This is a genomic window from Actinomadura sp. KC216, from assembly GCF_004348535.1.
Lineage (GTDB): Bacteria > Actinomycetota > Actinomycetes > Streptosporangiales > Streptosporangiaceae > Spirillospora.
In genome coordinates this window covers 22,282-45,371 of sequence record NZ_SMJX01000029.1, presented here as the reverse complement: position 1 = coordinate 45,371, position 23,090 = coordinate 22,282, and the positions used below count along the sequence as shown (strand labels likewise).

The 23,090-nt window shown below is 72.1% G+C and carries 19 protein-coding genes and 1 tRNA gene; 13 read left to right on the top strand and 7 right to left on the bottom strand.

Annotated elements, in window-relative coordinates; genetic code table 11:
• The first annotated feature begins 178 nt into the window (after positions 1 to 178).
• Entirely contained in the window at positions 179 to 961 is a 783-nt protein-coding gene (locus tag E1264_RS07890; protein ID WP_132171116.1) for a trans-aconitate 2-methyltransferase, read from the top strand.
• A gap of 335 nt (positions 962 to 1,296) precedes the next feature.
• Here E1264_RS07890 and E1264_RS07885 read toward each other — a convergent pair whose 3' ends face one another.
• Together E1264_RS07885 and E1264_RS07880 are read right to left on the bottom strand one after the other, a co-directional pair.
• Complete coding sequence (locus tag E1264_RS07885; protein ID WP_243710812.1) at positions 1,297 to 2,097, bottom strand: TetR/AcrR family transcriptional regulator; 801 nt, start codon at positions 2,095 to 2,097, stop codon at positions 1,297 to 1,299.
• A 17-nt stretch (positions 2,098 to 2,114) separates the two neighbouring features.
• Complete coding sequence (locus tag E1264_RS07880) at positions 2,115 to 3,068, bottom strand: acyl-CoA desaturase (protein ID WP_132171114.1); 954 nt, start codon at positions 3,066 to 3,068, stop codon at positions 2,115 to 2,117.
• A 275-nt stretch (positions 3,069 to 3,343) separates the two neighbouring features.
• Here E1264_RS07880 and E1264_RS07875 point away from each other — a divergent pair.
• The 12 genes from E1264_RS07875 to E1264_RS07820 all read left to right on the top strand — a co-directional run bounded on the left by E1264_RS07875 (position 3,344) and on the right by E1264_RS07820 (position 15,930).
• Positions 3,344 to 3,415: transfer RNA gene (locus tag E1264_RS07875), tRNA-Gln, on the top strand.
• Between the two features lie 190 nt (positions 3,416 to 3,605).
• On the top strand, positions 3,606 to 5,099 hold the full coding sequence (gene glmU, locus E1264_RS07870; RefSeq protein WP_132171122.1) for a bifunctional UDP-N-acetylglucosamine diphosphorylase/glucosamine-1-phosphate N-acetyltransferase GlmU: 1,494 nt from the start codon (positions 3,606 to 3,608) through the stop codon (positions 5,097 to 5,099).
• A gap of 168 nt (positions 5,100 to 5,267) precedes the next feature.
• Complete coding sequence (locus tag E1264_RS07865; protein ID WP_132171112.1) at positions 5,268 to 6,248, top strand: ribose-phosphate diphosphokinase; 981 nt, start codon at positions 5,268 to 5,270, stop codon at positions 6,246 to 6,248.
• Between the two features lie 258 nt (positions 6,249 to 6,506).
• On the top strand, positions 6,507 to 7,133 hold the full coding sequence (locus tag E1264_RS07860) for a 50S ribosomal protein L25/general stress protein Ctc (RefSeq protein ID WP_132171110.1): 627 nt from the start codon (positions 6,507 to 6,509) through the stop codon (positions 7,131 to 7,133).
• 110 nt (positions 7,134 to 7,243) lie between these two features.
• Complete coding sequence (gene pth / locus E1264_RS07855; RefSeq protein WP_132171108.1) at positions 7,244 to 7,819, top strand: aminoacyl-tRNA hydrolase; 576 nt, start codon at positions 7,244 to 7,246, stop codon at positions 7,817 to 7,819.
• A gap of 294 nt (positions 7,820 to 8,113) precedes the next feature.
• Positions 8,114 to 9,601 carry a sugar transferase gene (locus E1264_RS07850; protein ID WP_132171106.1) on the top strand — a complete coding sequence of 496 codons (1,488 nt, stop codon included), beginning with the start codon at positions 8,114 to 8,116 and terminating at the stop codon, positions 9,599 to 9,601.
• A 114-nt stretch (positions 9,602 to 9,715) separates the two neighbouring features.
• Positions 9,716 to 10,663, top strand: coding sequence for a 3'(2'),5'-bisphosphate nucleotidase CysQ (locus tag E1264_RS07845; protein ID WP_132171104.1), 948 nt, complete (start codon positions 9,716 to 9,718; stop codon positions 10,661 to 10,663).
• 184 nt (positions 10,664 to 10,847) lie between these two features.
• Complete coding sequence (gene cysD / locus E1264_RS07840; RefSeq protein ID WP_132171102.1) at positions 10,848 to 11,765, top strand: sulfate adenylyltransferase subunit CysD; 918 nt, start codon at positions 10,848 to 10,850, stop codon at positions 11,763 to 11,765.
• Between the two features lie 44 nt (positions 11,766 to 11,809).
• The gene (locus E1264_RS07835) at positions 11,810 to 13,072 is read left to right on the top strand and encodes a GTP-binding protein (RefSeq protein WP_132171100.1); all 1,263 of its coding nucleotides are present in this window, start codon (positions 11,810 to 11,812) and stop codon (positions 13,070 to 13,072) included.
• 142 nt (positions 13,073 to 13,214) lie between these two features.
• The gene (locus E1264_RS07830) at positions 13,215 to 14,213 is read left to right on the top strand and encodes a sulfotransferase (protein ID WP_347813368.1); all 999 of its coding nucleotides are present in this window, start codon (positions 13,215 to 13,217) and stop codon (positions 14,211 to 14,213) included.
• Positions 14,210 to 15,148, top strand: a complete 939-nt coding sequence (locus tag E1264_RS07825) for a glycosyltransferase family A protein (RefSeq protein WP_132171098.1) — start codon at positions 14,210 to 14,212, stop codon at positions 15,146 to 15,148. The genes E1264_RS07830 and E1264_RS07825 overlap by 4 nt, the downstream gene beginning before the upstream one ends.
• Entirely contained in the window at positions 15,145 to 15,930 is a 786-nt protein-coding gene (locus E1264_RS07820) for a WecB/TagA/CpsF family glycosyltransferase (protein WP_132171096.1), read from the top strand. Before E1264_RS07825 ends, E1264_RS07820 begins: the two co-directional genes overlap by 4 nt.
• Before the next feature lie 48 nt (positions 15,931 to 15,978).
• Here the strand turns inward: E1264_RS07820 and E1264_RS07815 are convergent, their stop codons facing one another.
• Genes E1264_RS07815 through E1264_RS07800 form a run of 5 tightly spaced genes read right to left on the bottom strand, consistent with a single transcriptional unit; the run spans position 15,979 to position 23,014 of the window.
• Positions 15,979 to 17,562, bottom strand: coding sequence for a flippase (locus tag E1264_RS07815; protein WP_165964062.1), 1,584 nt, complete (start codon positions 17,560 to 17,562; stop codon positions 15,979 to 15,981).
• Positions 17,559 to 18,434, bottom strand: a complete 876-nt coding sequence (locus E1264_RS43200) for a sulfotransferase domain-containing protein (protein ID WP_165964061.1) — start codon at positions 18,432 to 18,434, stop codon at positions 17,559 to 17,561. The genes E1264_RS07815 and E1264_RS43200 overlap by 4 nt, the downstream gene beginning before the upstream one ends.
• The gene (locus E1264_RS07810) at positions 18,427 to 19,632 is read right to left on the bottom strand and encodes a hypothetical protein (protein WP_132171092.1); all 1,206 of its coding nucleotides are present in this window, start codon (positions 19,630 to 19,632) and stop codon (positions 18,427 to 18,429) included. Before E1264_RS07810 ends, E1264_RS43200 begins: the two co-directional genes overlap by 8 nt.
• Positions 19,595 to 21,211, bottom strand: a complete 1,617-nt coding sequence (locus E1264_RS07805; protein WP_207935779.1) for a hypothetical protein — start codon at positions 21,209 to 21,211, stop codon at positions 19,595 to 19,597. Before E1264_RS07805 ends, E1264_RS07810 begins: the two co-directional genes overlap by 38 nt.
• A 24-nt stretch (positions 21,212 to 21,235) precedes the next feature.
• Positions 21,236 to 23,014: an AAA family ATPase gene (locus E1264_RS07800; protein ID WP_165964060.1), complete on the bottom strand. Its 1,779-nt coding sequence runs from the start codon at positions 23,012 to 23,014 to the stop codon at positions 21,236 to 21,238.
• Between the last annotated feature and the right edge of the window lie 76 nt (positions 23,015 to 23,090).

The following is a 23,090-nucleotide window of genomic DNA, read 5'->3' as shown; positions in this document are numbered from 1 at the left end:
CGCCCGGCCCGAGCACCAGCGCCCACCCGCCCGATTCTCTGCTCAGCGTCATGCCGGCGAGCCTAGGAAGCGCGGCACCCGCCCCGCATCCGGCGACCGGCCGAACCCGGCATCGGTCTCCGGACCGATCCGTTGTATCTTGACATCGAGACAAGTGCCGGGACACGTGAGGCGGACTATGAACACGGTGTGGGACCCAGCGCAGTACGAGGCCTTCGGCGGCGAACGCGCCAGGCCCTTCCGCGAACTCACCGGACGCCTCGACGGCGCCGACCCCGCCCGCGTGGTCGATCTCGGCTGCGGGACGGGGGAGCTGACCGCGACCCTCGCCGCCCGCTGGCCGGGGGCGGTCATCGACGCCCTCGACAGCTCCGCCGAGATGATCGCCGAGGCCCGGCGGCGCGAGATCCCGGGACGGCTGAGCTTCCGCGTCGGCGACGTCGCCACCTGGCGGCCCGAGGGCCCGGTCGACCTCATCGTCAGCAACGCCGTCCTGCAATGGGTCCCGGAGCACCTCGACCTGCTGCCCCGGTGGGTGGACGCGCTCACACCGGGCGGACGGCTCGCCTTCCAGGTCCCCGGCAACTTCGGCGAGCCCAGCCACGTCCTGCTGCGCGAGCTGGGCCGCTCCGACCGGTGGCGCGGCAAGCTCGGCGCGTTCCAGCGGGACGCTCCCGTCCTCGACGCCGCCGGCTACCTCGACCAGCTGACCCGCCACGGCTGCGCGGTCGACGCCTGGGAGACGACCTACATCCAGGTCCTGCACGGCGACGACCCGGTCCTCGAATGGGTCAAGGGCAGCGCGCTGCGGCCCGTCCTGTCCACGCTCGACCCCGCCGAGACGGAGGAGTTCCTCGCCGAGTACCGGGAGCGGCTGCGGCAGGCGTACCCGTCAGCGCCCTACGGCACCGTGTTCCCGTTCCGGCGGATCTTCGTGATCGCCACGCGCGTCGATTCTTGACCTCAAGATACCGTCTGGTGCATGCTGTCTCTTGATGTCGAGAGACACCGTGCCGAGCCGCGGCCTCTCGACGCCCAAGGACGGGGTGCCGCCAAGGCCCTGCCGAGGGACGCGAATCGTTCCCCTGCGGTGTGCCACCTCGGATGGTCCGGCGGCGTCCGGCGTATCCCGGCCTCGCGACCCGAGACCGGCGACCCCAGCCGGCGGCCATCCGGACGAACTCCGGACGGCCGCCGGTGCCGCCCGCCGGATACCGCCGCTTCTACGCTGACGACCCCGTGGGCAACCGTCTGGAATTCATGCAGGCGGACCGGTAGTCACGCGGCCTTCGGCCGTCACGCGGACGGGTCGGCGATCTCCGGGTCGCGGCGGCCCCTGCGCTGGGCCTTCTCCGCCTTGGCCGCGGCCTTCTCTTCCCTGGCGGCGGCCCTCTCCTCGGCCTTCTCCGCCTTCGCGGCGGCCTTCTCCGCGCGCTTCTCCGCGCGCTCCTGCTCCTTGCGCCGCTGGCGCGGATCGAGCGACGGCCTCGGCTCCAGCCCCGACAGGCCGTTCCACGCGAGGTTCACCACGTGCGCGGCCACGTCCTCGCGGCGCGGCTTGCGGACGTCCAGCCACCACTGGCCCGTCAGCGCCACCATGCCGACCAGGCTCTGGGCGTACAGCGACGCGAACTTGTCGTCGTAGCCGTGCCGGTCGAACTCCTGCGCGAGGATGTACTCCACCTCGCCGGCGATCTCGCTCAGCAGGCTCGCGTAGCTGCCGGTGCCGGTGCCGCCGTGCGAGTCCCGGACGAGGATCCGGAAGCCGTCCGGGTTCTCCTCGATGTACTTCAGCAGCGCCAGCGCGGCCTTCTCCAGCTTGCTCCGGTAGTGGACGGCCGAGTTCAGCGCCTCGGTGACGAGCCTCAGCAGCCGCTCGAACTCCCGGTCGACGACGACCGCGTACAGGCCCTCCTTGCCGCCGAAGTGCTCGTACACCACGGGCTTCGACACGCCCGCCGCGGAGGCGATCTCCTCCACCGACGTGCCGTCCAGCCCGCGCGCGGCGAACAGCGTCCGCCCGATGTTGAGCAGCTGCTCGCGGCGTTCCTTGCCCGTCATCCGCTTTCTGCGGGTCCGGGGTGCGGGATCTGTCACGGCATCAATTGTGGCGCTCACACCGCCTGCTTGGTGCGCTTCGCGGCCAGCCGGTCATCGTTCGGCCACCGGACGTCATAGGCCCAGCCCGCCTTCTCGAACAGCCAGATGATCCGCGCGCTGATGTCGATCTGCCCCTTCAGCACCCCGTGCCGCGCGCACGTCGGGTCCGAATGGTGCAGGTTGTGCCACGATTCGCCCAGCGAGGGGATGGCGAGCCACCACACGTTCCTGGACTTGTCGCGGACCTCGAAGTCCTCCTTGCCGAAGGTGTGGCAGATCGAGTTGATCGACCACGTGACATGGTGGACGAGCGTGATCCGGACGAACCCCGCCCAGAACAGCGCGGTCAGGAACCCGGCCCACGACATCGAGACCATGCCGCCGATCAGCGCCGGCAGCAGGAACGACACCGCCACCAGCCCGGGGAACGCGAGATGGATGCGCCTGATGTCGGAGTCGTTCAGCAGGTCCTTGGCGAACCGGCGCTTGGACGTCCGGTTCCCGTCGAACAGCCACCCGTAGTGCGCCCACGCCAGCCCCTTGGTCAGCGCCTTCCAGTCGTTGCCGAAGCGCCACGGGGAGTGCGGGTCCATCTCCTTGTCCGAGTGCTTGTGGTGCCGCCGGTGGTCGGCGACCCACATGATGACGGGCCCCTCGATCGCGAGGCTCCCCGCGAGCGCGAGGAAGACCTTCAGCGGACGCTTGGCCCTGAAGGACCCGTGCGTGAAGTGCCGGTGGTATCCGACCGTGATGCCGCCCGCGGACAGCACGTAGAAGACCGCCATGAGGATGATGTCCGTCCAGCCCAGGAACCTGCCCCAGGCCAGCGGGATCGCCGCGAACAGGGCCAGGAACGGGACGCCCGTGAACACGGCGACCAGCACGCGTTCGGCGTTCCCCTGGGGCACGGGCTCGGTCTCCGGGAGCCCTTGGCGGCGAGGAGGACCCACGGCCGGCGCTGTCGTCATTGCGTAACCACTCCCTGTGACTCGCGCTTCCTGCTACTGATGCCCTACCTACGCCACCGTAACCTACGGAACCGTAGGTTGGACACCGACGAACGGTAAATTCAGCAGGAAACTGCCCCACGAGCCACAAAACACTCTTCTCGCACCGACGTCCCGTTCCGGCCCGAGGCCGTCCCCGCCCGTCGCGGGGGCCGGTAATGGGTGTGGGCGCCGACCCTCCGACCGGTATCGTTGGTCCGGCAGGTGATCTCCGGCGGGGGGAATGTCCCGCCTGATCCGGCGTGGTGTAATTGGCAGCACCTGGGTTTTTGGTACCCATAGTTCAGGTTCGAGTCCTGGCGCCGGAGCCCTTGCGAGCGTCCGGGGCGCGCCGTCGATCGTCCAGGTCGGGCCATCGGTGGTGGCTGGATCGTGCCACGGGTGGGCGGCGGGGTGACAGGTCCGGAGCGGGCGGTATCCTGCCCGTGTCGGGTGCGTCCGGCCTGGTGGACAGGGATGTCGCGGGTGGACGTGCTCGCCGAACCGATCCCGTCCGCGATGCCGAGGAGCCTCCTTGTGAGTGCTGCGAGCCGACCGGCCGCCGTCATCGTTCTCGCCGCGGGCGAGGGCACCAGGATGAAGTCCCGTACCTCGAAGGTCCTGCACGAGCTGTGCGGGCGAAGCATGCTCGGCCATGTGCTGGCCGCCGCCCGCGAGCTGGAGCCCGAGCGGCTCGTCGTGGTCGTCGGGCACCGGCGCGAGCAGGTCGTGGAACATCTCGCCGAGGCCGCACCGGACGCCGAACCGGCCGTCCAGGAGCAGCAGAACGGGACCGGGCACGCCGTCCGGATGGCGCTGGAGCAGACCGGCGCGCTCGACGGGACCGTGGTGGTCCTGAACGGCGACGTCCCGCTGCTGCGGGGCGAGACCCTCACCGCGCTCGTCCGGACCCATGAGGGCGAGGGCAACGCGGCGACCGTCCTGACGACCGAGATGCCCGACGCGACCGGCTACGGGCGCATGGTCCGGGCGGCGGACGGCAGCGTCGAGGCGATCGTCGAGCACAAGGACGCGACCGAGGCGCAGCGCGCCATCAACGAGATCAACGTCGGCATGTACGCCTTCGACGGCGCCCTGCTCGCGGACGCCCTCAAGCGCGTCACCACCGACAACGCCAACGGCGAGGAGTACCTCACCGACGTGGTCGCGATCGTGCGCGGGGACGGCCACCGCGCCGGCGCGCACCTGGCCGCCGACTGGGTCGAGACGCAGGGCGTGAACGACAAGGTCCAGCTCGCGCAGGCGCGCAGGCAGCTGAACGACCGCATCCTCGAAGCGCACATGCGGGCCGGCGTCACCATCGTCGACCCCGCCACGACCTGGATCGACGTGCAGGTCACCGCCGAGCGGGACGCGGAGGTCCACCCGGGCACGCAGCTGCACGGCCGGACGCACCTGGGCGAGGGCGCCCGCGTCGGGCCCGGCTGCACGCTCACCGACACCCGGGTCGGCGACGGCGCGACCGTGACCAACGCGGTGTGCGTCGAGGCGGAGATCGGCCCCGAGGCGTCGGTCGGGCCGTACGCCTACCTGCGGCCCGGGACGCGGCTGGCCCGCAAGGGCAAGATCGGCACCTTCGTCGAGACCAAGAACGCCGACATCGGCGAGGGCAGCAAGGTCCCGCACCTGACCTACGTCGGCGACGCGGAGATCGGCGAGCACTCCAACATCGGCGCGAGCTCGGTGTTCGTGAACTACGACGGTGTGAAGAAGCACCGCAGCGTCATCGGGTCCCATGTGAAGACGGGCAGCGACAACATGTTCGTCGCGCCGGTGACGGTGGGCGACGGCGCCTACACGGCCGCCGGTTCGGTGATCGTCCAGGACGTCCCGCCGGGGGCGATGGCCGTCGCGCGGGCACGGCAGCGCAACGTCGAGGGCTGGGTCGAGCGCAAGCGCGCGGGCACGCCCGCCGCGGAAGCCGCCCGCCGGGCCCGCGAGGCGGAAGAGGCGGACGAAGCCCAAGAGGCTCATGAGGAGGACGCGCCGTAACCCGGCGCGTCCGGCGAAGACTGCCCCGCCCCAAGGCGGGGAGGTGGAGGACATCGGCGTCCTCCGCGAACAACAAGGCAACCCCGTGCCCCGGACTCTTGTGGTGCGCGGGGAGTGGGGACAACAACCCACGTGAAGGCATTTTCCATTGAGGGGGAGTTGTCAGAGGTGAGTGGGATCAAAGCGAGCGGCCAGAAGAAGCTGATGCTCTTCACCGGCCGAGCCCACCCGGACCTGGCCAAGGAAGTAGCCGACAACCTCCACGTCGACCTCACGCCGACGTCCGCGTACGACTTCGCGAACGGTGAGACGTTCGTGCGCTTCCTGGAGTCCGTCCGCGGCTCCGACGCCTTCGTGATCCAGAGCCACACCGCGCCCATCAACCAGTGGATCATGGAGCAGCTGATCATGGTGGACGCGCTGAAGCGCGCGTCGGCCAAGCGGATCACCGTGGTGGCGCCGTTCTTCGGGTACGCCAGGCAGGACAAGAAGCACCGCGGCCGCGAGCCGATCTCGGCCCGGCTGATGGCGGACCTGTTCAAGACCGCGGGCGCCGACCGGCTGATCACGGTCGACCTGCACACCGCGCAGATCCAGGGCTTCTTCGACGGCCCGGTCGACCACCTGTTCGCGCTGGACCTGCTGGCGCACCATTTCGAGAGCCGCCTGGACACCTCGCAGGTGACGGTGGTGGCACCGGACGCGGGCCGGGTCCGGGTGACCGAGCGCTGGTCGGACCGGCTCGGCGGCGTGCCGATGGCGATCATCCACAAGAAGCGCGACCCCGACGTGGCGAACGAGGTGAAGGTGTTCGACGTCGTCGGCGAGGTCGCGGGCCGCACCTGCGTCGTGGTGGACGACATGATCGACACCGGCGGCACGATCGTGAAGGCGGCGGACGCCCTGTTCGACCACGGCGCCAGCCGCGTCGTCGTCGCCGCCACGCACGGCGTCCTGTCGGGCCCGGCGGTCGACCGTTTGAAGAACTCGCGCGTCTCTGAAGTCGTGTTGACCAACACCCTGCCGATCCCGGAGGAGAAGCAGTTCGACAAGCTCACCGTCCTGTCGATCGCCCCCTTGGTAGCCCGCGCCATCAACGAGGTCTTCTCCGACGGCTCGGTCACCAGCCTCTTCGGCGGGCATTCTTAATATCTCCTCCTTCTGGCCCCGGCGTCGCAGGCGCCGGAGGGGCGGCTGCGGCTTGGGGTGGGTCTTCGATCGGCTAGACTTTGGCGACCGCGTTTGCCTCAGGTCGTTCAGTGCGTGCCGGTTAGGTCCCGCGCTCCCTGGGTAACGCAATGAGTCTTTGAGTCGCCCGCCCCCCGTTGGCGTGCGAGGATCGCTACTGTCCGTAGCGGACGTCCGATGGCGGACGGCCGTGGATCGCAACAATGAGGAGTTTTCGCCGTGTCCGAGGTACGCATCGCCGCCGAACCGCGCACCGAGTTCGGTAAGGGTGCCGCGCGGCGCACCCGCCGGGCCGGCAGGGTGCCCGCCGTGCTCTACGGTCACGGAACCGACCCGCAGCACATCTCGCTTCCGGGCCACGACCTGATGCTCGCGCTCAAGACGCCGAACGTGCTGCTGACGATCGAGGGCCTCGGCGGCGGCGCCGAGCTGGCGCTGCCGAAGGACGTGCAGCGCGACCCGATCAAGGGGTTCCTGGAGCACGTCGACCTGCTGCTGGTCAAGCGCGGCGAGAAGGTCACCGTCGACCTGCCCGTCGTGCTGGTCGGCGACGTGGTCGCGGGCGGCCAGGTCGCGCAGACGGCGGTGGAGATCTCCGTCGAGGCGGAGGCCACGCACATCCCCGAGTCCGTCGAGCTGGACATCAGCGGCCTGGAGATCGACAGCCAGGTGCTGGCCAGGGACCTGAAGCTGCCGTCCGGCACCACGCTGATGGCGGACGAGGAGACCCTGATCGTCCAGATCCGCGACGCGACCGTGTCCACGGAGCCGGAGGTCGAGGCCGAGGCGGAGGCCGCCGAGGGCGAGGGCGAGGCCGGCGCCGAGGGCGAGTCCGCCTCCGAGTGACGGAGGCGGCCGGGCGCCGGGTGACCGGCGTTCTTCGGGCCGCATAGTCCTTCACGGTCCCTGCGGGTGTGCGCACCGGCGGGGGCCGTCCTCGTTGTGGAGGAGTTCGGGTGAGCGCGGATCTCTGGCTGGTGGCCGGCCTGGGCAATCCCGGGCCGGGCTACGCGAAGAACAGGCACAACGCCGGGTTCATGGTGCTGGACGTCCTGGCCGCGCGGGCGGGCGGGCGGTTCAAGGCGCACCGGGCGCGGGCGGAGGTGCTGGAGGGACGGCTGGCGGGCGCGCGGGCGGTGCTGGCGAAGCCGCGCTCGTTCATGAACGAGTCGGGCGGCCCGGTCAAGGGGCTGTGCGACTTCTACAAGGTGCCCGCGGAGCGGCTGATCGTCGTCCATGACGAGCTGGACATCCCGTTCGGCGCGGTGCGGCTCAAGCTCGGCGGCGGTGACAACGGCCACAACGGGCTGCGGTCGATCACGAAGTCGCTCGGCACGCGGGAGTACCTGCGGGTGCGGTTCGGGGTGGGGCGCCCGCCCGGGCGGATGGACGCGGCCGCGTTCGTCCTGAAGGACTTCTCGGCGGCCGAGCGGAAGGACCTCGACCTCGACGTGGACCGGGCGGCGGACGCGGTGGAGGCGCTGATCGCCGACGGGCTGGGCGCGGCGCAGAACGTCTTCCACGCGGGCTGAGCGAACGGCCTGCGTTTTCCTACGGACTGACCGGATCCGGCCACAGAGCGGGACCGCAAGATCACGATGAGAGACGATCCCCGAGGTCCGGGGGCGGTTCCGCCGCACGTCCGGCCTGTTTTGCCGGTGTTCTCGTGGTTTTGGGGGTGTCTGTCCGCTGACCACGGCAAAGGCGGTCGTAGGATGCTGCTCGAACGAGGTTCGTGATGCTTGTGAACCTCACGCGACGTTCAACCGTCTTCGGTGTGAATCGCGCTGACGGGGCGCGCGTTACAGGGGATTGGTGAGTGGTTTATGGCCGTCGTTGACAAGGTCCAGGCCGAGTCATCGATCAGCCATGAGCAGCGACGCGTGACCTCCCAGAGCTGGAGCGGATCCTACCGCCGGTTCGCCGGATGTCTCGATTTCTTCAGCATGCTCCTGGCCGGTGTGATCGCGTTCGTGCTCCGCTTCCCGGGCGTGCCGGAGAACCCCACGGGGTCCTACACGGCGCCGTACGTGGCGCTGACCTTGGCGCTGCCCGTGCTGTGGGTGCCGACGCTCATGCTGTGCCGGGCGTACCAGCCGAGGTACATCGGCGTCGGCTACGAGGAGTTCCACCGGGTCCTGCGCGCCGGGTTCATCTTCACGGCCTCGCTGGCGATCATCGCGTACGCCACCAAGACGGAGGTCGCGCGCGGCTACGTGGTCATGGCGATGCCGCTTGGCACGCTCCTCAACGTGTTCGCGCGGTACCGGCTGCGCAAGTGGCTGCACCGCAGGCGCTGGAACGGCGAGTGCATGCGCCGCGTGGTCGCGGTGGGGCACCGCACGTCCGTCGCCGACCTCATCCGGGTGCTGCAGCAGAAGCGCTACCACGGGATGGACATCGCGGCCGTGTGCCTGCCGCCCGCGCTGGCCGCGGGCGACGACGCGGTGAGCGAGGTCGAGGGCGTGCCGGTGCTGGGCGACTTCAGCCAGGCGGCCGCGGTCGCCGACCGGATCGGCGCCGACTCGGTGGCGGTGCTGGCCTGCCCGGAGATGGACGGCACCGCGCTGCGCCGGCTGGCCTGGCAGATCGAGCGCGACGACGTCGAGCTGGTGGTCGCGCCCGCGCTGATGGACGTGACCGGCCCCCGCATCTCGATCCGCCCGGTGGCGGGCCTCCCGCTGCTGCACGTGGAGCACCCCGAGCTGGACGGCGTCCGCAAGGTCCTCAAGGGGATGTTCGACCGGACGGCGGCGCTGGCCGGGCTGGTGCTGCTGAGCCCGCTGCTGGCGGTGGTCGCGCTCATGATCAAGGTGACCAGCGCGGGCCCGGTGATGTTCCGGCAGGTGCGGGTCGGGCGCGGTGGCCGCGAGTTCACGGTGTGGAAGTTCCGCACGATGGTCCGGGACGCGGAGGCCCGCAAGGTCGAGCTGCTGCAGCACAACGAGAACGACGGCGTCCTGTTCAAGATCCGCGCGGACCCGCGGGTGACGCCGGTGGGCCGCTGGCTGCGCCGGTACTCGCTGGACGAGCTGCCGCAGCTGTTCAACGTGCTGCGCGGCGACATGTCGCTGGTCGGGCCGCGCCCGCCGCTGCCGGAGGAGGTCGCCCAGTACGGTGGCGACGTGTACCGGCGGCTCGTGGTGAAGCCCGGGCTGACGGGCCTGTGGCAGGTGAGCGGCCGTTCCGACCTGACGTGGGAGGAGTCGGTCCGGCTCGACCTGCGGTACGTCGACAACTGGACGCTCGCCCTCGACCTGCAGATCATGTGGAAGACGTGGTCGGCGGTCTTCCGCGGCTCCGGCGCGTACTGACCCTGCCTATCCGACCGCCCATGCCGGGATCGTCCACCCTGCCGCGCGGCGGCATCCTGGACGCATGAGAAAGTTGACCGAGCAAACCAGCCGAGCCGGGAACGTGATCAAGGAATGACGGTGCAAGCGGCGGCGGACGATCACGCGCTGGCGGCGGACCTCGCCGCCGCGGCGGGACGCCTGCTGCTGGACGTGCGGGACGAGCAGGGATTCGCCGACGCGCGGGCCCTGAAGGACACCGGCGACCTGCGGGCGCACGAGTACCTCATGGCGGCGCTGGCGGAGCGCTGTCCCGGCGACGCCGTCCTGTCCGAGGAGGGCCGCGCGTCGGTCGCGGGGAAGCGGGCGGGCGGCGACGACCGCGCCCCGACCCGCAACGCCTCCGACGCGGAGCGGCGCACCGCCGACCGGGTCTGGATCGTCGACCCGCTGGACGGCACCCGCGAGTTCTCCGAGGAGGGCCGCCGCGACTGGGCCGTCCACGTGGCGCTGTGGCGGCGTGACCCGTCCGGCGGCGGGCGGCTCGTGGCGGGTGCGGTCGCGCTCCCGGCGCAGGGCCTGACGCTTCGGACGGACGCGACCGGCGGCGCGTCCCTCGTCCGGGTCGATCCCGGCGAGCCCGACCCGGTGACGGCCGGGAAGGACGCGTCCCGCAAGGGGCAGCCGCGCGAGGTCCCGCTGCACGCCCCGGCGCCGGACGCGGGCAAGCTCCGCATCGCCGTCAGCCGCACCCGCCCGCCCGACTTCCTCCGGCAACTCGCCGACAGGATCGACCTGGACGTGGAGCTCGTGCCGATCGGGTCGGCGGGGGCGAAGATATCCGCGGTGCTGCTCGGCGAGGTCGACGCGTATGTGCACGCCGGCGGCCAGTACGAGTGGGACTCGGCCGCTCCGGCGGCGGTGGCGCTCGCCGCGGGGGCCCACGCGTCCCGGGTGGACGGGGCGCCGCTGGAGTACAACCGGGAGGACCCCCGGCTGCCGGATATCCTGGTGTGCCACCCCGTGTCGGCGCCGACGCTGCTGACCGGCATCCGGGACGTGCGCGGCGCCTTGCCCGACTGACCAGTCGGCCCGGGCGACCCGCATGGCCCGACCGGCCCGCACGGCCGGGCTGCCCGGCGGACCGCCCGAAAGGGCCACCGCCGGGCGGGACTGAATCACCGCGGGCCGGCGTTCGATCCGGTGTGGCCTCGTCCCGTCGGCCACCGGTGCATCTGCCACAACAGCGTGAAAAGAGCCCTAGAACATGCAGCGTTGCGACTATCTGCTGTCCCAGTTGGACATCCTTGAGGCCGAGTCGATCCATATCTTCCGCGAGGTGGCGGCCGAGTTCGAGCGGCCGGTGCTGCTGTTCTCGGGCGGCAAGGACAGCATCGTGATGCTGCGGCTGGCGCAGAAGGCGTTCTGGCCGGCGCCGATCCCGTTCCCGGTGATGCACGTCGACACCGGGCACAACTTCCCCGAGGTGATCGAGTTCCGCGACCGCAGGGTCGCCGACCTCGGCATCCGGCTGGTGATCGCGTCGGTGCAGGAGTCGATCGACAGCGGCCGGGTGGTGGAGGAGAAGGGGCGCCGCGCGTCCCGGAACCGGCTGCAGACGACGTCGCTGCTGGACGCCATCGAGGAGCACCGGTTCGACGCGGCGTTCGGCGGGGCGCGCCGCGACGAGGAGAAGGCACGGGCGAAGGAGCGGGTGGTGTCGTTCCGGGACGAGTTCGGCCAGTGGGACCCGAAGAACCAGCGGCCCGAGCTGTGGAACCTGTTCAACACCAAGATCGTTCAGGGTGAGCATGTGCGGGTGTTCCCGCTGTCGAACTGGACGGAGCTGGACATCTGGGACTACATCCGCCGGGAGGGGCTGGAGCTCCCGCCGATCTACTTCGCGCACACCCGCCGCGTGTTCGAGCGGGACGGGCTGCTGCTGGACGCGGAGACCGGGTTCGCGAACCGCGGCGACGACGAGCCGGAGTTCGAGGCGACCGTCCGGTACCGGACGGTCGGCGACGCGTCCTGCACGGGCGCGGTGAAGTCGTCCGCGGTGACGCTGGACGAGGTGATCGAGGAGATCGCGGCCACGCGGATCACCGAGCGCGGCCAGACCCGCGCCGACGACCGCACCAGCGAGGCCGCGATGGAGGACCGTAAGAAGGAGGGCTACTTCTAATGGCCGGAACCGAGCCCGAGCAGGGCCCTTCCACTGTGAAAAGCATGGACCTCCTGCGGTTCGCCACCGCCGGCAGCGTCGATGACGGCAAGTCGACGCTGATCGGGCGGCTGCTGTTCGACTCCAAGTCGATCTTCGAGGACCAGCTGGAGTCGGTGGAGAAGACGAGCGCCGACCGGGGCGAGGAGTACACGAACCTGGCGCTGCTGACCGACGGGCTGCGCGCCGAGCGGGAGCAGGGCATCACGATCGACGTGGCGTACCGCTACTTCGCGACGCCGCGCCGCAAGTTCATCATCGCCGACACCCCCGGCCACATCCAGTACACGCGGAACATGGTGACGGGCGCGTCGACCGCCGACCTCGCGATCATCCTGGTGGACGCCCGCAAGGGCATCCTGGAGCAGTCGCGGCGGCACGCGTTCCTGACCACGCTGCTGCAGGTCCCGCACCTCGTCGTCGCGATCAACAAGATGGACCTGGTCGACTACGACCAGGGCGTCTACGAGCGGATCGTGGACGAGTTCACGGCGTTCGCCTCCAAGCTGGAGGTGACCGACATGACGTTCATCCCGATCTCGGCGCTGCACGGCGACAACGTCGTCCAGCGCAGCGTGAACATGCCCTGGTACGAGGGGTCGTCGCTGTTGCACCACCTGGAGCACGTGCACATCGCGTCCGACCGGAACCTGATCGACGTGCGGTTCCCGGTGCAGTACGTGATCCGCCCGCACGCGTCCACCGACCCGGAGCTGCACGACTACCGCGGCTACGCGGGGCAGGTCGCGGGCGGCGTGCTCAAGCCCGGCGACGAGGTCGTGCACCTGCCGTCCGGGCTGACCACGACGATCACGCACATCGACGGGCCGCGCGGCCCGGTGGACGAGGCGTACGCGCCGATGTCGGTCACGCTGCGCCTCGCCGACGACATCGACATCTCCCGCGGCGACATGATCGCGCGCCCGCACAACCGGCCCGAGGTCGCGCAGGACATCGACGCGATGGTGTGCTGGATGACCCCCGACCGCACCCTCGCGCCCCGGTCCAAGCTGATCATCAAGCACACGACCCGCACGGCCCGCGCCCTGGTGAAGGACCTGCACTACCGCCTGGACGTCAACACCCTGCACCGCGACGAGCAGGCCGCGGCGCTGGAGCTGAACGAGATCGGCCGCGTCTCCCTGCGGGTCACGCAGCCGCTGTTCGTCGACGACTACGGCCGCAACCGGCTCACCGGCGGCTTCATCCTCATCGACGAGGCCACCAACAACACCGTCGGCGCCGGCATGATCACCGGCGCCCGGTAGCCAGGAGAGGCCACCACAAAGCAGACGCATCACACTGAACCGGGTCACACCGCCCGGTGAGGTGCGGAACAATGGGCTCCCTACACCCCCCGAACCTGCGAGGTCGAGCCGATGACGCATGTCCCCCCACCGGAGCGCGGACGTGTCCGCTGAGCCCGCCGGAAGCGAGACCGGGCCCGCGGACCGGACGGACCCGCCCCGCGTGCTGTTCCTCGGCGGCCTCGGCCGCAGCGGCACCACGCTGGTCGAGCGGCTGCTCGGCGAGCTGCCCGGCGCGATGGCGCTCGGCGAGGTCATCCACCTGTGGGAGCGCGGCGTCCACGCGGGGGAGCGGTGCGGCTGCGGCGTCCCGTTCGGCGAGTGCCCGGTGTGGCGGCGCGCCGGGGAGGCGGCGTTCGGCGGCTGGGACGTGCTCGACCTGGACCGGCTCGCCGAGCTGCGCGCCGCCGTCGACCGCACCCGGCACATCCCGATGCTCGCCCGCGACCGGCTTCCGGCCGACCGCGCGGCGCTCGTCGCCGAGTACGTCGACCACTACCTGCGGCTGTACCGGGCCGTCGCGGGGGAGACGGGCGCGTCCGTCCTGATCGACTCCAGCAAGCAGGCGTCGCTCGCGTTCTGCCTGCGCTGGGCGGCCCGCACCGGCCGCCTCGACCTGCGGGTCCTGCACGTCGTGCGGGACAGCCGCGGCGTGGCCTACTCGTGGACGCGCGAGGTGCGGCGCCCGGAGGCCGACAAGGGCGGCGACGAGTTCATGACGCGGTGGTCGCCGCCGCGCACCGCCGTCCACTGGAACGCCGAGAACGGCGCCTACCAGCTCCTCGCCCGCCGCGGCGTGCGGGTGCGGCGGATGCGCTACGAGGACTTCGTGGCCGATCCGCGCGCCCGGCTCCGCGACATCGCCCGGTTCGCGGGCCTGCCCGCGGGCGACGAGGCGCTGGCCTTCGTCGGGGACGGCGGCGCGGAGCTGACCGCCAACCACACGGCGTCCGGCAACCCGATGCGGTTCCGCACGGGGCACATCGACGTCCGGTCCGACGACCGGTGGCGGACCGCGCTCCCGTCCGCCGACCAGCGCAGGGTCACCGCCATGACCCTGCCGCTGCTGCGCCACTACAGCTACCTCGGAGGCGACGCATGACGCGGGAGCGGGACGGGCATCCGTCCGTCGGCGTGGTGATCCCCACGCACAACCGTCCGGAGCTGCTGCGCGCGGCGCTGGACGCCGTCCTGACCCAGGACTATCCCGGCGAGCTGCGGGTCGTGATCGTGTACGACCGCGCCGAGCCCGACCCGTCGCTCGCGGACGTGCCCGGCGCGGACGGCCGCGTCAGCGTCGTCACCAACGACCGGACCCCGGGCCTGGCGGGGGCGCGCAACACCGGCATCCTCGCGCTGGACACCGAGCTCGTGGCGTTCTGCGACGACGACGACGCGTGGCTGCCGGAGAAGCTGTCCGCGCAGACGGCCGCGCTCGCGGAGCGGCCGGACGCGGTGCTCGCGAGCTGCGGCATCCTCGTGGAGTTCCGCGGCGGCGGCAACGCGCGCCTCGCGGGCGCCGCCGAGGTGACGCACGCGGACCTCGTCCGGTCCCGGATGGTGATGGTCCACTCGTCCACCTACCTGGCGCGCCGCGCGGCGCTGACCGGGCCGGACGGCATCGGGCTGGTCGACGAGACCATCCCGGCGGGCCAGAACGAGGACTGGGACTTCGCGCTGCGCGCCGCCCGCCGGCACCCGATCGTGAACGTCGACGAGCCGCTGGTGCGGGTGCTGTGGGGCCGGACGTCGCTGTTCGCCGGCGAGTACGCCACCAAGATCGACGGCCTGCGGTGGATGCTGGAGCACCACCCGGAGCTGGCCGCGGACCCGGTCGGGTCGGCCCGCGTCTACGCGCAGATCGCGTTCTGGAAGGCGGGCCTCGGCCAGCGCCGGGAGGCGCTGACCTGGTCGCGGCGGGCGCTGCGCGCGAACTGGCGGGAGCGGCGCGTGCCGTTCGCGCTGGCGGTCGCGTCCGGCATCGTCTCCGACGAGCGGGTGCTGCGGACCCTGCACTCGCGGGGGCACGGCATATGACCGGCCACGCGGTGGAGGACGCGTCCCGGATCGTCCTGCGCGGTGTGCCGTTCGACGCGCTGACCGAGGAGCAGGTGGTCGAGCGGGTCGCCGCCGGTGTCGCGGGCGGCGCGGGCGGCCACCTGGTGACGCCGAACATCGACATCGTGCGGCAGGCCCGGCGCGACGCGGAGGCCCGGTCGCTCGTCACCGGCGCCGACCTGGTCGTCGCGGACGGGACGCCGATCCTGTGGGGCGCGCGGCTCGCCCGCCGGCCGCTGCCCGCCCGCGTCACCGGGGCGTCGCTCATCTGGACGCTGAGCGAGGCCATGGCGCGCGACGGCCGGTCGATCTACCTGCTGGGCGGGGGCGCGCCGGGCGTCCCGGAGCGGGCCGGAGAGGTCCTCGCCGAGCGGTATCCGGGGCTGCGCGTCGCGGGCGCGTCGGCGCCGCCGATGGGCTTCGACCGGGACGCGGACCAGGTCGCCGCGGTCGCCGCCGACCTCGCGGCGGCCAAGCCCGACCTGGTGTTCGTCGGCCTCGGGTTCCCCCGCCAGGACCGGCTCATCACCGTCCTGCGGCCCGCGCTGCCCGGCGCCTGGTTCGTGGGGTGCGGCGCCGCGATCCCGTTCGCGGCGGGCGAGATCGAGCGCGCGCCGGAGTGGATGCAGCGGTCGGGCCTGGAGTGGCTGCACCGGCTGGCGAGCGAGCCCCGCCGCCTGTTCAGCCGCTACATCCTGCACGACCTGCCGTTCGCGGCGCGGTTCCTCACCGGCTGCGCGCGCGACAGGTTCCGCCGCTAGACCACTGCCCCGGGGGCGCCCGCACAGCGAGCGCGCGCCCCCGGACGGTCAGCTATGCGGACGGCCGCGGCGCAGGATCGAGCGGGCCGCCTCGTCCAGGCGCAGCGGGCGCCGCAGCAGGTAGAGGCCCGCGACGTACCCGACGGTGCCGACCGCCGCGGCCGCGACCAGCTCGGCGAGCCCGTCGCCCGCCGTCAGCCGCACCGCCAGCGGGACCGCGCCGAAGCACACGCCCGCGAGCGCCGCGGACGCCAGCGAGCCCCGCCCGAACGGGTGCAGGCTCAGCTTCATCTTGAGCTGCAGCAGCGGGATGACGTTGCGGGCCAGCAGCGCCGCGCCGTTGCCGAGCGCCGCGCCCATGATCCCGATGTGCGGGATCAGCAGCACGCTGACGCAGACGTTCACGCCGAGCGCGAGCACGATGTTCGCGAGGTTCCAGGTGGTCTTGCCCGCCATCATCAGGACGACCTCGACCATGCCCGTCCCCGCGCGGAGCAGCATCGCGACCGCCAGCACCACGATCACCGACACGCCGTCGCGGTAGCCCTCCCCGAACAGCCGCAGCAGCGGCTCGGCGAACATCACCGCGAGCAGGAACAGCGGCCAGTTCGCCAGCATCAGCCAGCTCGTGGCGGTCTGGTAGAGGGTGTTGGCCGAGCGGCGGTCGTCGTGCGCGAGCACCTCGGAGAGCTGCGGCTGGACGGCCTGCGAGATGGCCTGGTTGGCGAGCTGCCCGACGACCCGCAGCCGCGACGCCGCGGTGTAGATCGCCGCGTCGCGCGCGCCGAGCATCGACGCGACCAGCAGGATGTCCATGCGCTGCAGCAGGATCTGGGTGATGCCCGCGAGCCCGCGCGGCAGCGCGTAGCCCCAGAACCGGCGGCCGAGGTCCGGCGGGACGTCCGCTCCGGCTCCGTCGGCCGGTGCGGTGCGGCGGACCATCGCGAGCATCGCGAGGACGGCCAGCACCGCGGCGGGCAGGTACGGCCCGACCCACGCGACCGCGATGAGCCCGGACGCCCCGGCGACCGCCACCGCGCCGACCGCGGCGAGCTGCAGCAGCGGGCGGCCGATGTTCTCGATCAGCACCGCCGGCCGCATCCGCCGGAACCCCTGCGTCGCCGCCAGCGACCCGGCCGACAGGTTCATCACCGGCAGGAACACCGCCAGCACCCGCAGGTAGGTGACGCCGTCGCCGGAGTCGCCGCGGATCATGGCCTCGGCCACCCACGGCGCCGCGACGAACAGCGCGACGCCGAGCAGCGCGGAGAACAGCAGCATCGGCCGCAGCGCCAGCCGGACGAGCGGACCGATCCACTCCTTGCGGTCGAGCGACCGGTACCGGGCGATGAAGTACACCAGGCTCGTCTGCGTCCCGAGCTCGCTGATCGCGCCGAACAGCAGGAACACCGACGTCGCGGCGAACAGGATGCCCGCCTCGTCCTGCGAGAACGCGTTGGTGATGACGGCGACGACGACGAGCTGCGTCACCGCCGAGATCCCCGCGCCCGCGATGTTCAGCGCGCCGCCGCGGGCGAGCGACCCGACATCGGACCCCTTCGATCCCTTCGCGCCCTTCGGGGCCGCGCCCTCGCTCGGGCCCGGGGCCGCGCCGGTCGTGGGGGCGCTCACCGGCGCCAGGACGGGGTGCGGCCGAGCCACTCCGCCAGCCGCTCGTCGTACGGGCGGAAGTACTCGTCGAGGCGCGCGTGCAGCTCGTCCGGCAGCGGGGAGCGGCTGCGCGCGTTGTGCCGCTCGAACACCGGCGAGCCGAGCGGCGGGACGCCGAGGAAGTCCAGGACGCCCTTGTACACGGTCTCCGGCTCGGTGAAGAACTCGTGGCTGTCCACGACGTGGAGGCGGTCGCGGCCCACCAGCTTCTCCAGCCGCTCGATCTGCTCGATGTACCGGCTCCGCGCGAGGTAGGCGTTGTGCTGGAGGGCGTGGCTCGTCGCGGACGGGTCGGCCGCGAGCCGCTCGGCCTCGCCCGCCAGCCGCTCCTCCTCCAGCTCCACCGCCTTCTCGAACGGCTCGGTCTCGAAGCCGCGTCCCAGCTCGTGGGAGTGCGCCGAGTACGCGCGCTCCACCGGGTCGCGGACGAGCATCAGCAGCTTCACCTGCGGCAGGTCGGCGGCGATCCGCGCGCCCGCCAGCGGGTGGAACCCGTAGTACGGCGACGACTCGAACGCCAGCGGCTTCACCCCGTGCCGGCGCTCGACGCGCGCCGCCGTCGTCCGCAGCGGGAAGTGCCCCTGGTACCAGGCAGGGCCCTTGTCGTAGCCGGTGTCGAAGTAGTGGACACCCTTGTGCCACAGGGCCTTGAGCAGCGCCGGGTGCTGGCTGAGCGTCCGGTACATCGACGTCGTCCCGCAGCGCTGGCCGCCGACGATGAGGAATCCGGGCAGCATGCGGGCGCGGTGGGTGGCCTTGCCCGCGGTGACGGCGGCGGCCTGGGCCAGCCGCTTGTGCCCGGGGGGACGCGCTGCCTGGTGCTTGTCAGCCATTCGTTTCCTTCGTTTCGTGCAAACCCTCGGTGAGGGCGGGAAGAAGCCACGCCCCGACGTCGCCGAGGCGGGCGCCCGCCTCGGCCTGCCGGTCGGCGAGATAGCGCGCGGCGAGTTCGGCGAGGTACAGCCGCGCGACGAGGGGGGCCCGCGCGGGCTCCACGGCGAGCGGGGCCAGGGTGCCGGCCGCGTCGCGGACGCAGCCGGACGCCGCCCGCGCCGGGTCCGCCGCCGGGTCGGAGACCGCCCGCTGGAGGCGGTGGTGCAGCGCGTCGAACCCCACGGGGACGTCGGAGGCGAACCGCTCCCAGTCCCACACCAGCAGCCCGCCGTCCGAGCCGCAGGCGTTCCAGGGCGTGAAGTCGCCGTGCCAGGAACCGAAGACGAGTTCGTCGTCGCCGTGCCGCTCACCGATCGCCGCGAGCGCCGCGCGCAGCCGGTCCGCCGCCTCTCCGGGCAGCGCGGCGGCGCGGTCGTTGAGAACGCTCCAGTATGGGGAGGCCGCCAGGCGGACGCGCTGCGTCCCGGCCGCCTCGGCGATCTCGCGCAGGGCGGCGGCCAGCGTGTCGGGCGCGACCGGGTGGGCCGGCTCCCACGTCGGCAGCGGGGTCAGCGCCAGGATGTCCAGCCCCCGCCACGACCCGAAGTGCAGCACCTCCGGGGCGCGGACGACGGCGTCCGCCGGGCGCGGCAGCTTCGCCAGCGCCTCCGCCTCGGCCCGCACGAGCCGTCCCGTCAGCTCGTTGATCCCGACCTTGACGAACGCGACCGGGGGCCCGCCCGAGCCAGGGGACAGCGCCTGCAGAACAGGCTTGTCGTTGGCGCGTCCGGCGGGCCGGGCATAGAGCGCCGCGCACACCGGGCGCCCCAGCGCCGCGCTCAGGTACGTCTCCACGGTCTCGGCGCCTTCGGGGACGTCCACCCGCATACCGCGCCGCAGCACCGCCCGCCCGACACCGCCGCGCAGCGACCAGATCAGCCCGGCCGTCACCGCCCGCGCGGCGCGCGACTCGACCCGCCCGTAGGCGCGCAGCGCCGCGACGGACGCCGCCCGGTCGGCGGGCAGCAGCATCCTGGGCCGGCGGGCGCCGGGCGCCAGCAGCCGGTCGCCGGAGCCGAAGGTGACGCGGGCCGGTTCGGGCCACAGCAGCCGGGCCGTCTCATTCAATGCCGCCAGCCGGTCCGCCGTGTCGCTCACGTTGCCCCTCCCGAGTACGAACACGCTGCCCTTCCCCGATCCTCACCGGCCTGCCGCTCGTGCGCGTCGACAGCGCGGCCCGGCGCGTCTTCGTCTCCAGCAGCCGCCGTGTCCGGGCGGCGCTGAGCGCCTTGTCGCGGGCCCGCTTGGCGCGGACGGCGACCGGCTCGACGCGCGGCGGCGCCAGGTCCATGCCGTTGCGCCACAACACCGCGAAGGACAGCAGGTAGAGGGGCATGGGCGTGTAGAGCCCGTCATAGATCGTCATGTAGTACAGCACGAGCAGCATCGTCAGGACGCCGCCCGTCGCGATCGGGGAGATGTCCCGCCAATATCGCCGGATCGCGTTCAGGAAGAACAGGACGTACAGGCCCGCCCCCACGAAGCCCTGCGAGATCAGCAGCAGCCACAGCTGGCCGTCCGAGCCGAGCGGCGGGTGCTTGCACTGCGGGCACGCCTGCGTCTTGCCGGTCACGACCGTCTTGTCGCTGCCCACGGCGTAGCGCGTGTTGCCGTAGCCGATGATGGGCGAGGTGAACGTCGCCTCGATCGTCTTCTCGCGCGTGTAGGCGCGGATGCTGTTGCTCTGCGGGTTGTCGAGCCTGGTCTCGACCTGGGCGTACAGCGGCGACATCACGAACGCGGTACCGCCGAGCACCAGCGCGACCGCCCCCACGCCGAGCGCCATGGCCCGGCCGCGCAGCGCCAGCCGGACGAGGATGTAGAGGGCGCTGACCCCGATGCCGAGCCACAGCCCGCGGTTCAGCCCGTACACCACCGGGATCAGGGACACCGCGAAGATCCCCACGCCCAGCATCCGGCGCTTGCGGGACGCGTACACCCACCAGCCGATGACGAACCAGATCAGCAGGATCGAGTAGTTGTTGCCCCAGGTGTTGGCCCACTCGAAGGGGGCCTCGGGGCGGACCGCCTTGACCGCGCCGACCCAATGGATCTGCGAAGCCGTGGGGTTGATGATGTTCTGCACGAACGAGTCGGAGCGCACCCGTCCGGGCAGCAGCATCCCGAACAGCGGCGTGACGGTGAAGTTCGGGAACACGACGCCGAGCAGCCCGCCGAACGTGGTCGTGACGAACATCGCCCCGAGCATCCGCACGAGCAGCAGGCGCGGCAGTTCCCGCTCGCTGAGGTTGCCGACGTACAGCACGATGACCGCGGACGCGAGGTACATCGCCAGCCGCACCAGGACCGAGATGATCCGCCCCATGCCGAACTCGCCGTACGCGCCGGGCGGGTTCTCGCTGAGCATGGTGAGGCTGACCAGGTACCAGATCAGGAACAGCACCCACAGCCCGAAGCCGGGCGGGACCCGCATCGGGCGGCGATTGAGCAGCACCAGCGCCATCGGCACGGCGCAGATGACGAAGCTGAACACGCCGAGGCCGACGAGCCACCACACGGGGTAGCCGACGAGCAGCGCGATCAGCGGCCAGGTCGAGCGCGGCAGCTGGCGCAGCCGGGTCGGCAGCGGCTCCTCGCTCCGCGTCGGCGGCGCGAGGCCGCCGCCCGGCGCGGTTTCCGGCGCAGGGCTCGCGGGCGTACTCGGGGGGGACGGCATCTGTCGTCGGATCGTCGAGACGGCTCAGGGGCGGCCGGACTCGTCGTCCGAGTCCGCGTGCCCGCCGCTGAAGCGGGGGATCACCGACGTGGTGTCCGGTTCGCTGCCGTTGGCCGGTGGGCGGTGCTCGGTCTCCCCCTCGTCGGGCTTGGCGATCGTCCGCCGCGGCCCGGCGACGGCACGGTCGCGGGGCGGGTCGACGAGGGTGCGGTCCGCGGGCCCGTCCCCGAACGCCTCGAGGTCGATGCCGGGGCCGGATGTGGCCGGGCTGGACGAGGGCGAGCCGGACGGCGACCCGGCCGCCGAGCCCGCGCCGGGCGCCGGGCGCGGGACGCGGCGCGGCTGGAGGCGGGCGGTGGAGTGCGGCTGGGCCGGGACGACGAGCGTGCCGAGCACCGCGACGCTCATCCGGTCGAGCGCGCGCACCGACTCCTCGACGTCCTTGCGCCTGGCGTCCGGGACCTCCACGACGACCAGCGCGGTGTCGGCGGCCTCGGCGATCGCCTGCGCGTCGGCGCTGCTGGCGGTGGACGGCGCGTCGATGACGACGTAGTCGGTGTTGGAGCGGAGCTGGTCGATGATGTGGACCATCTGCCGCGTCTGGAGCAGCTCGTAGGCGAGGTCGGTGTCGATGCCCGGCGGGACGACCCACAGCCGCTTCTGCACGGGCGAGCGGACCATCGCGTTGCGGAGCGACCGCTTGCCGAGCAGGACCTCCGCGAGCCCGACGCTCGCCGGGGCCTCGGTGAGCCGCGCCGACTCCTGGGAGTGCAGGTCGGCGCAGACCAGCGCCACGCGGGACTGGGTGCGGGCGAGCGCCGCGGCCAGGTTCGCGGCCGACAGGCCCGCGCCGGGGCCCTCGGTGGCGCTCGTCACGAGGATCACATGGTTGCCGTGCCCGAGGACGGCGTTGAGCTGGTGGCTCAGCTCGTGCACTTCCTGCCCGTTGCGGCTTCGGGCGGGCAGCAGCCCGAGCCGGTCGCCCTTGCCGGCCGGGTGCAGTTCCAGCAGGACGGGCATGTCGAGCATCCGCTCCACGTCCCCCGCGCTGCGCAGCCGGGTGTCGAGGCGGTCGCGGACGGCGCCGGCGCCGAGCCCGGCCAGCAGCCCGACCATGAGCCCGCCGGTGAGGTAGAGCGGCACGTTCGGGCCGCTCGGCCGGGTGGGCGTGGAGGCGGTGCTGATGATCCGGCCCGGGTTGATCGTGGTGGTGGTGAGCGAGCCCAGGCGACCGGTCAGCTCGGTGATCTGGCGGCTGATGATCTGCTGCTGGCTGCGCGCGTAGGTGCGGGCGGCGCCGCTGTAGCGGGGGATCTTGTCCAGCAGGACCTTGTTCTCCTCGCTCAGCTCCTGGATCTTCTTGCTGATGACGTCCATCTGGGCCTTCATGTTGGCCTGCGCGGACGCCGTGCGCTGGTTGAGGTACGCCTGGGCGAAGAGGTTCGCGCCGTTCGCGGCGGCACGGGCCGTGTCGTCGGTGAAGGCGATCGTCAGGACGCCCGAGTTCGGCGGGACCGAGACCGTGACGTGCGACAGCAGGTGGTTCTCGCTGTCCTCGTACTTGAGCAGCCGCTTGGCCTCCTTGGCGACCTCGAGCGACTTGGCGACCTGTGCCTCGGTGTCGAGGTTGACGTCGAGCTTGCTCTTGGCAGCCTCGGGCGCCGAGTCGTCGAACCCGGTCGGCGCGACGAGGACCTGCGCCTCGGCGGTGTAGGTCTTGGCCAGCGTGAACGTGTATGCGGCGACGCCCGCGAAGACGAACGCGGCGCAGCACAGAACGATCCCCCAGCGTCGCCGAATCAACCCTGTGTAGTCGACGAACTCTCGGGAGGGTGCTGGTCTAGACGACACTTCAGTCCCCTTCGCGGTCACCGCCCCG

Bases quoted from the DNA above. Each gene is read 5' to 3' on its own strand.
- cysD (WP_132171102.1), top strand. From the start codon at position 10,848: ATGCAGCGTTGCGACTATCTGCTGTCCCAGTTGGACATCCTTGAGGCC.
- E1264_RS07845 (WP_132171104.1), top strand. From the start codon at position 9,716: ATGACGGTGCAAGCGGCGGCGGACGATCACGCGCTGGCGGCGGACCTC.
- E1264_RS07825 (WP_132171098.1), top strand. From the start codon at position 14,210: ATGACGCGGGAGCGGGACGGGCATCCGTCCGTCGGCGTGGTGATCCCC.
- E1264_RS43200 (WP_165964061.1), bottom strand. From the start codon at position 18,434: ATGGCTGACAAGCACCAGGCAGCGCGTCCCCCCGGGCACAAGCGGCTG.
- E1264_RS07835 (WP_132171100.1), top strand. From the start codon at position 11,810: ATGGACCTCCTGCGGTTCGCCACCGCCGGCAGCGTCGATGACGGCAAG.
- glmU (WP_132171122.1), top strand. From the start codon at position 3,606: ATGCCGAGGAGCCTCCTTGTGAGTGCTGCGAGCCGACCGGCCGCCGTC.
- E1264_RS07820 (WP_132171096.1), top strand. From the start codon at position 15,145: ATGACCGGCCACGCGGTGGAGGACGCGTCCCGGATCGTCCTGCGCGGT.
- E1264_RS07805 (WP_207935779.1), bottom strand. From the start codon at position 21,211: ATGCCGTCCCCCCCGAGTACGCCCGCGAGCCCTGCGCCGGAAACCGCG.
- E1264_RS07850 (WP_132171106.1), top strand. From the start codon at position 8,114: ATGGCCGTCGTTGACAAGGTCCAGGCCGAGTCATCGATCAGCCATGAG.
- E1264_RS07890 (WP_132171116.1), top strand. From the start codon at position 179: ATGAACACGGTGTGGGACCCAGCGCAGTACGAGGCCTTCGGCGGCGAA.
- E1264_RS07880 (WP_132171114.1), bottom strand. From the start codon at position 3,068: ATGACGACAGCGCCGGCCGTGGGTCCTCCTCGCCGCCAAGGGCTCCCG.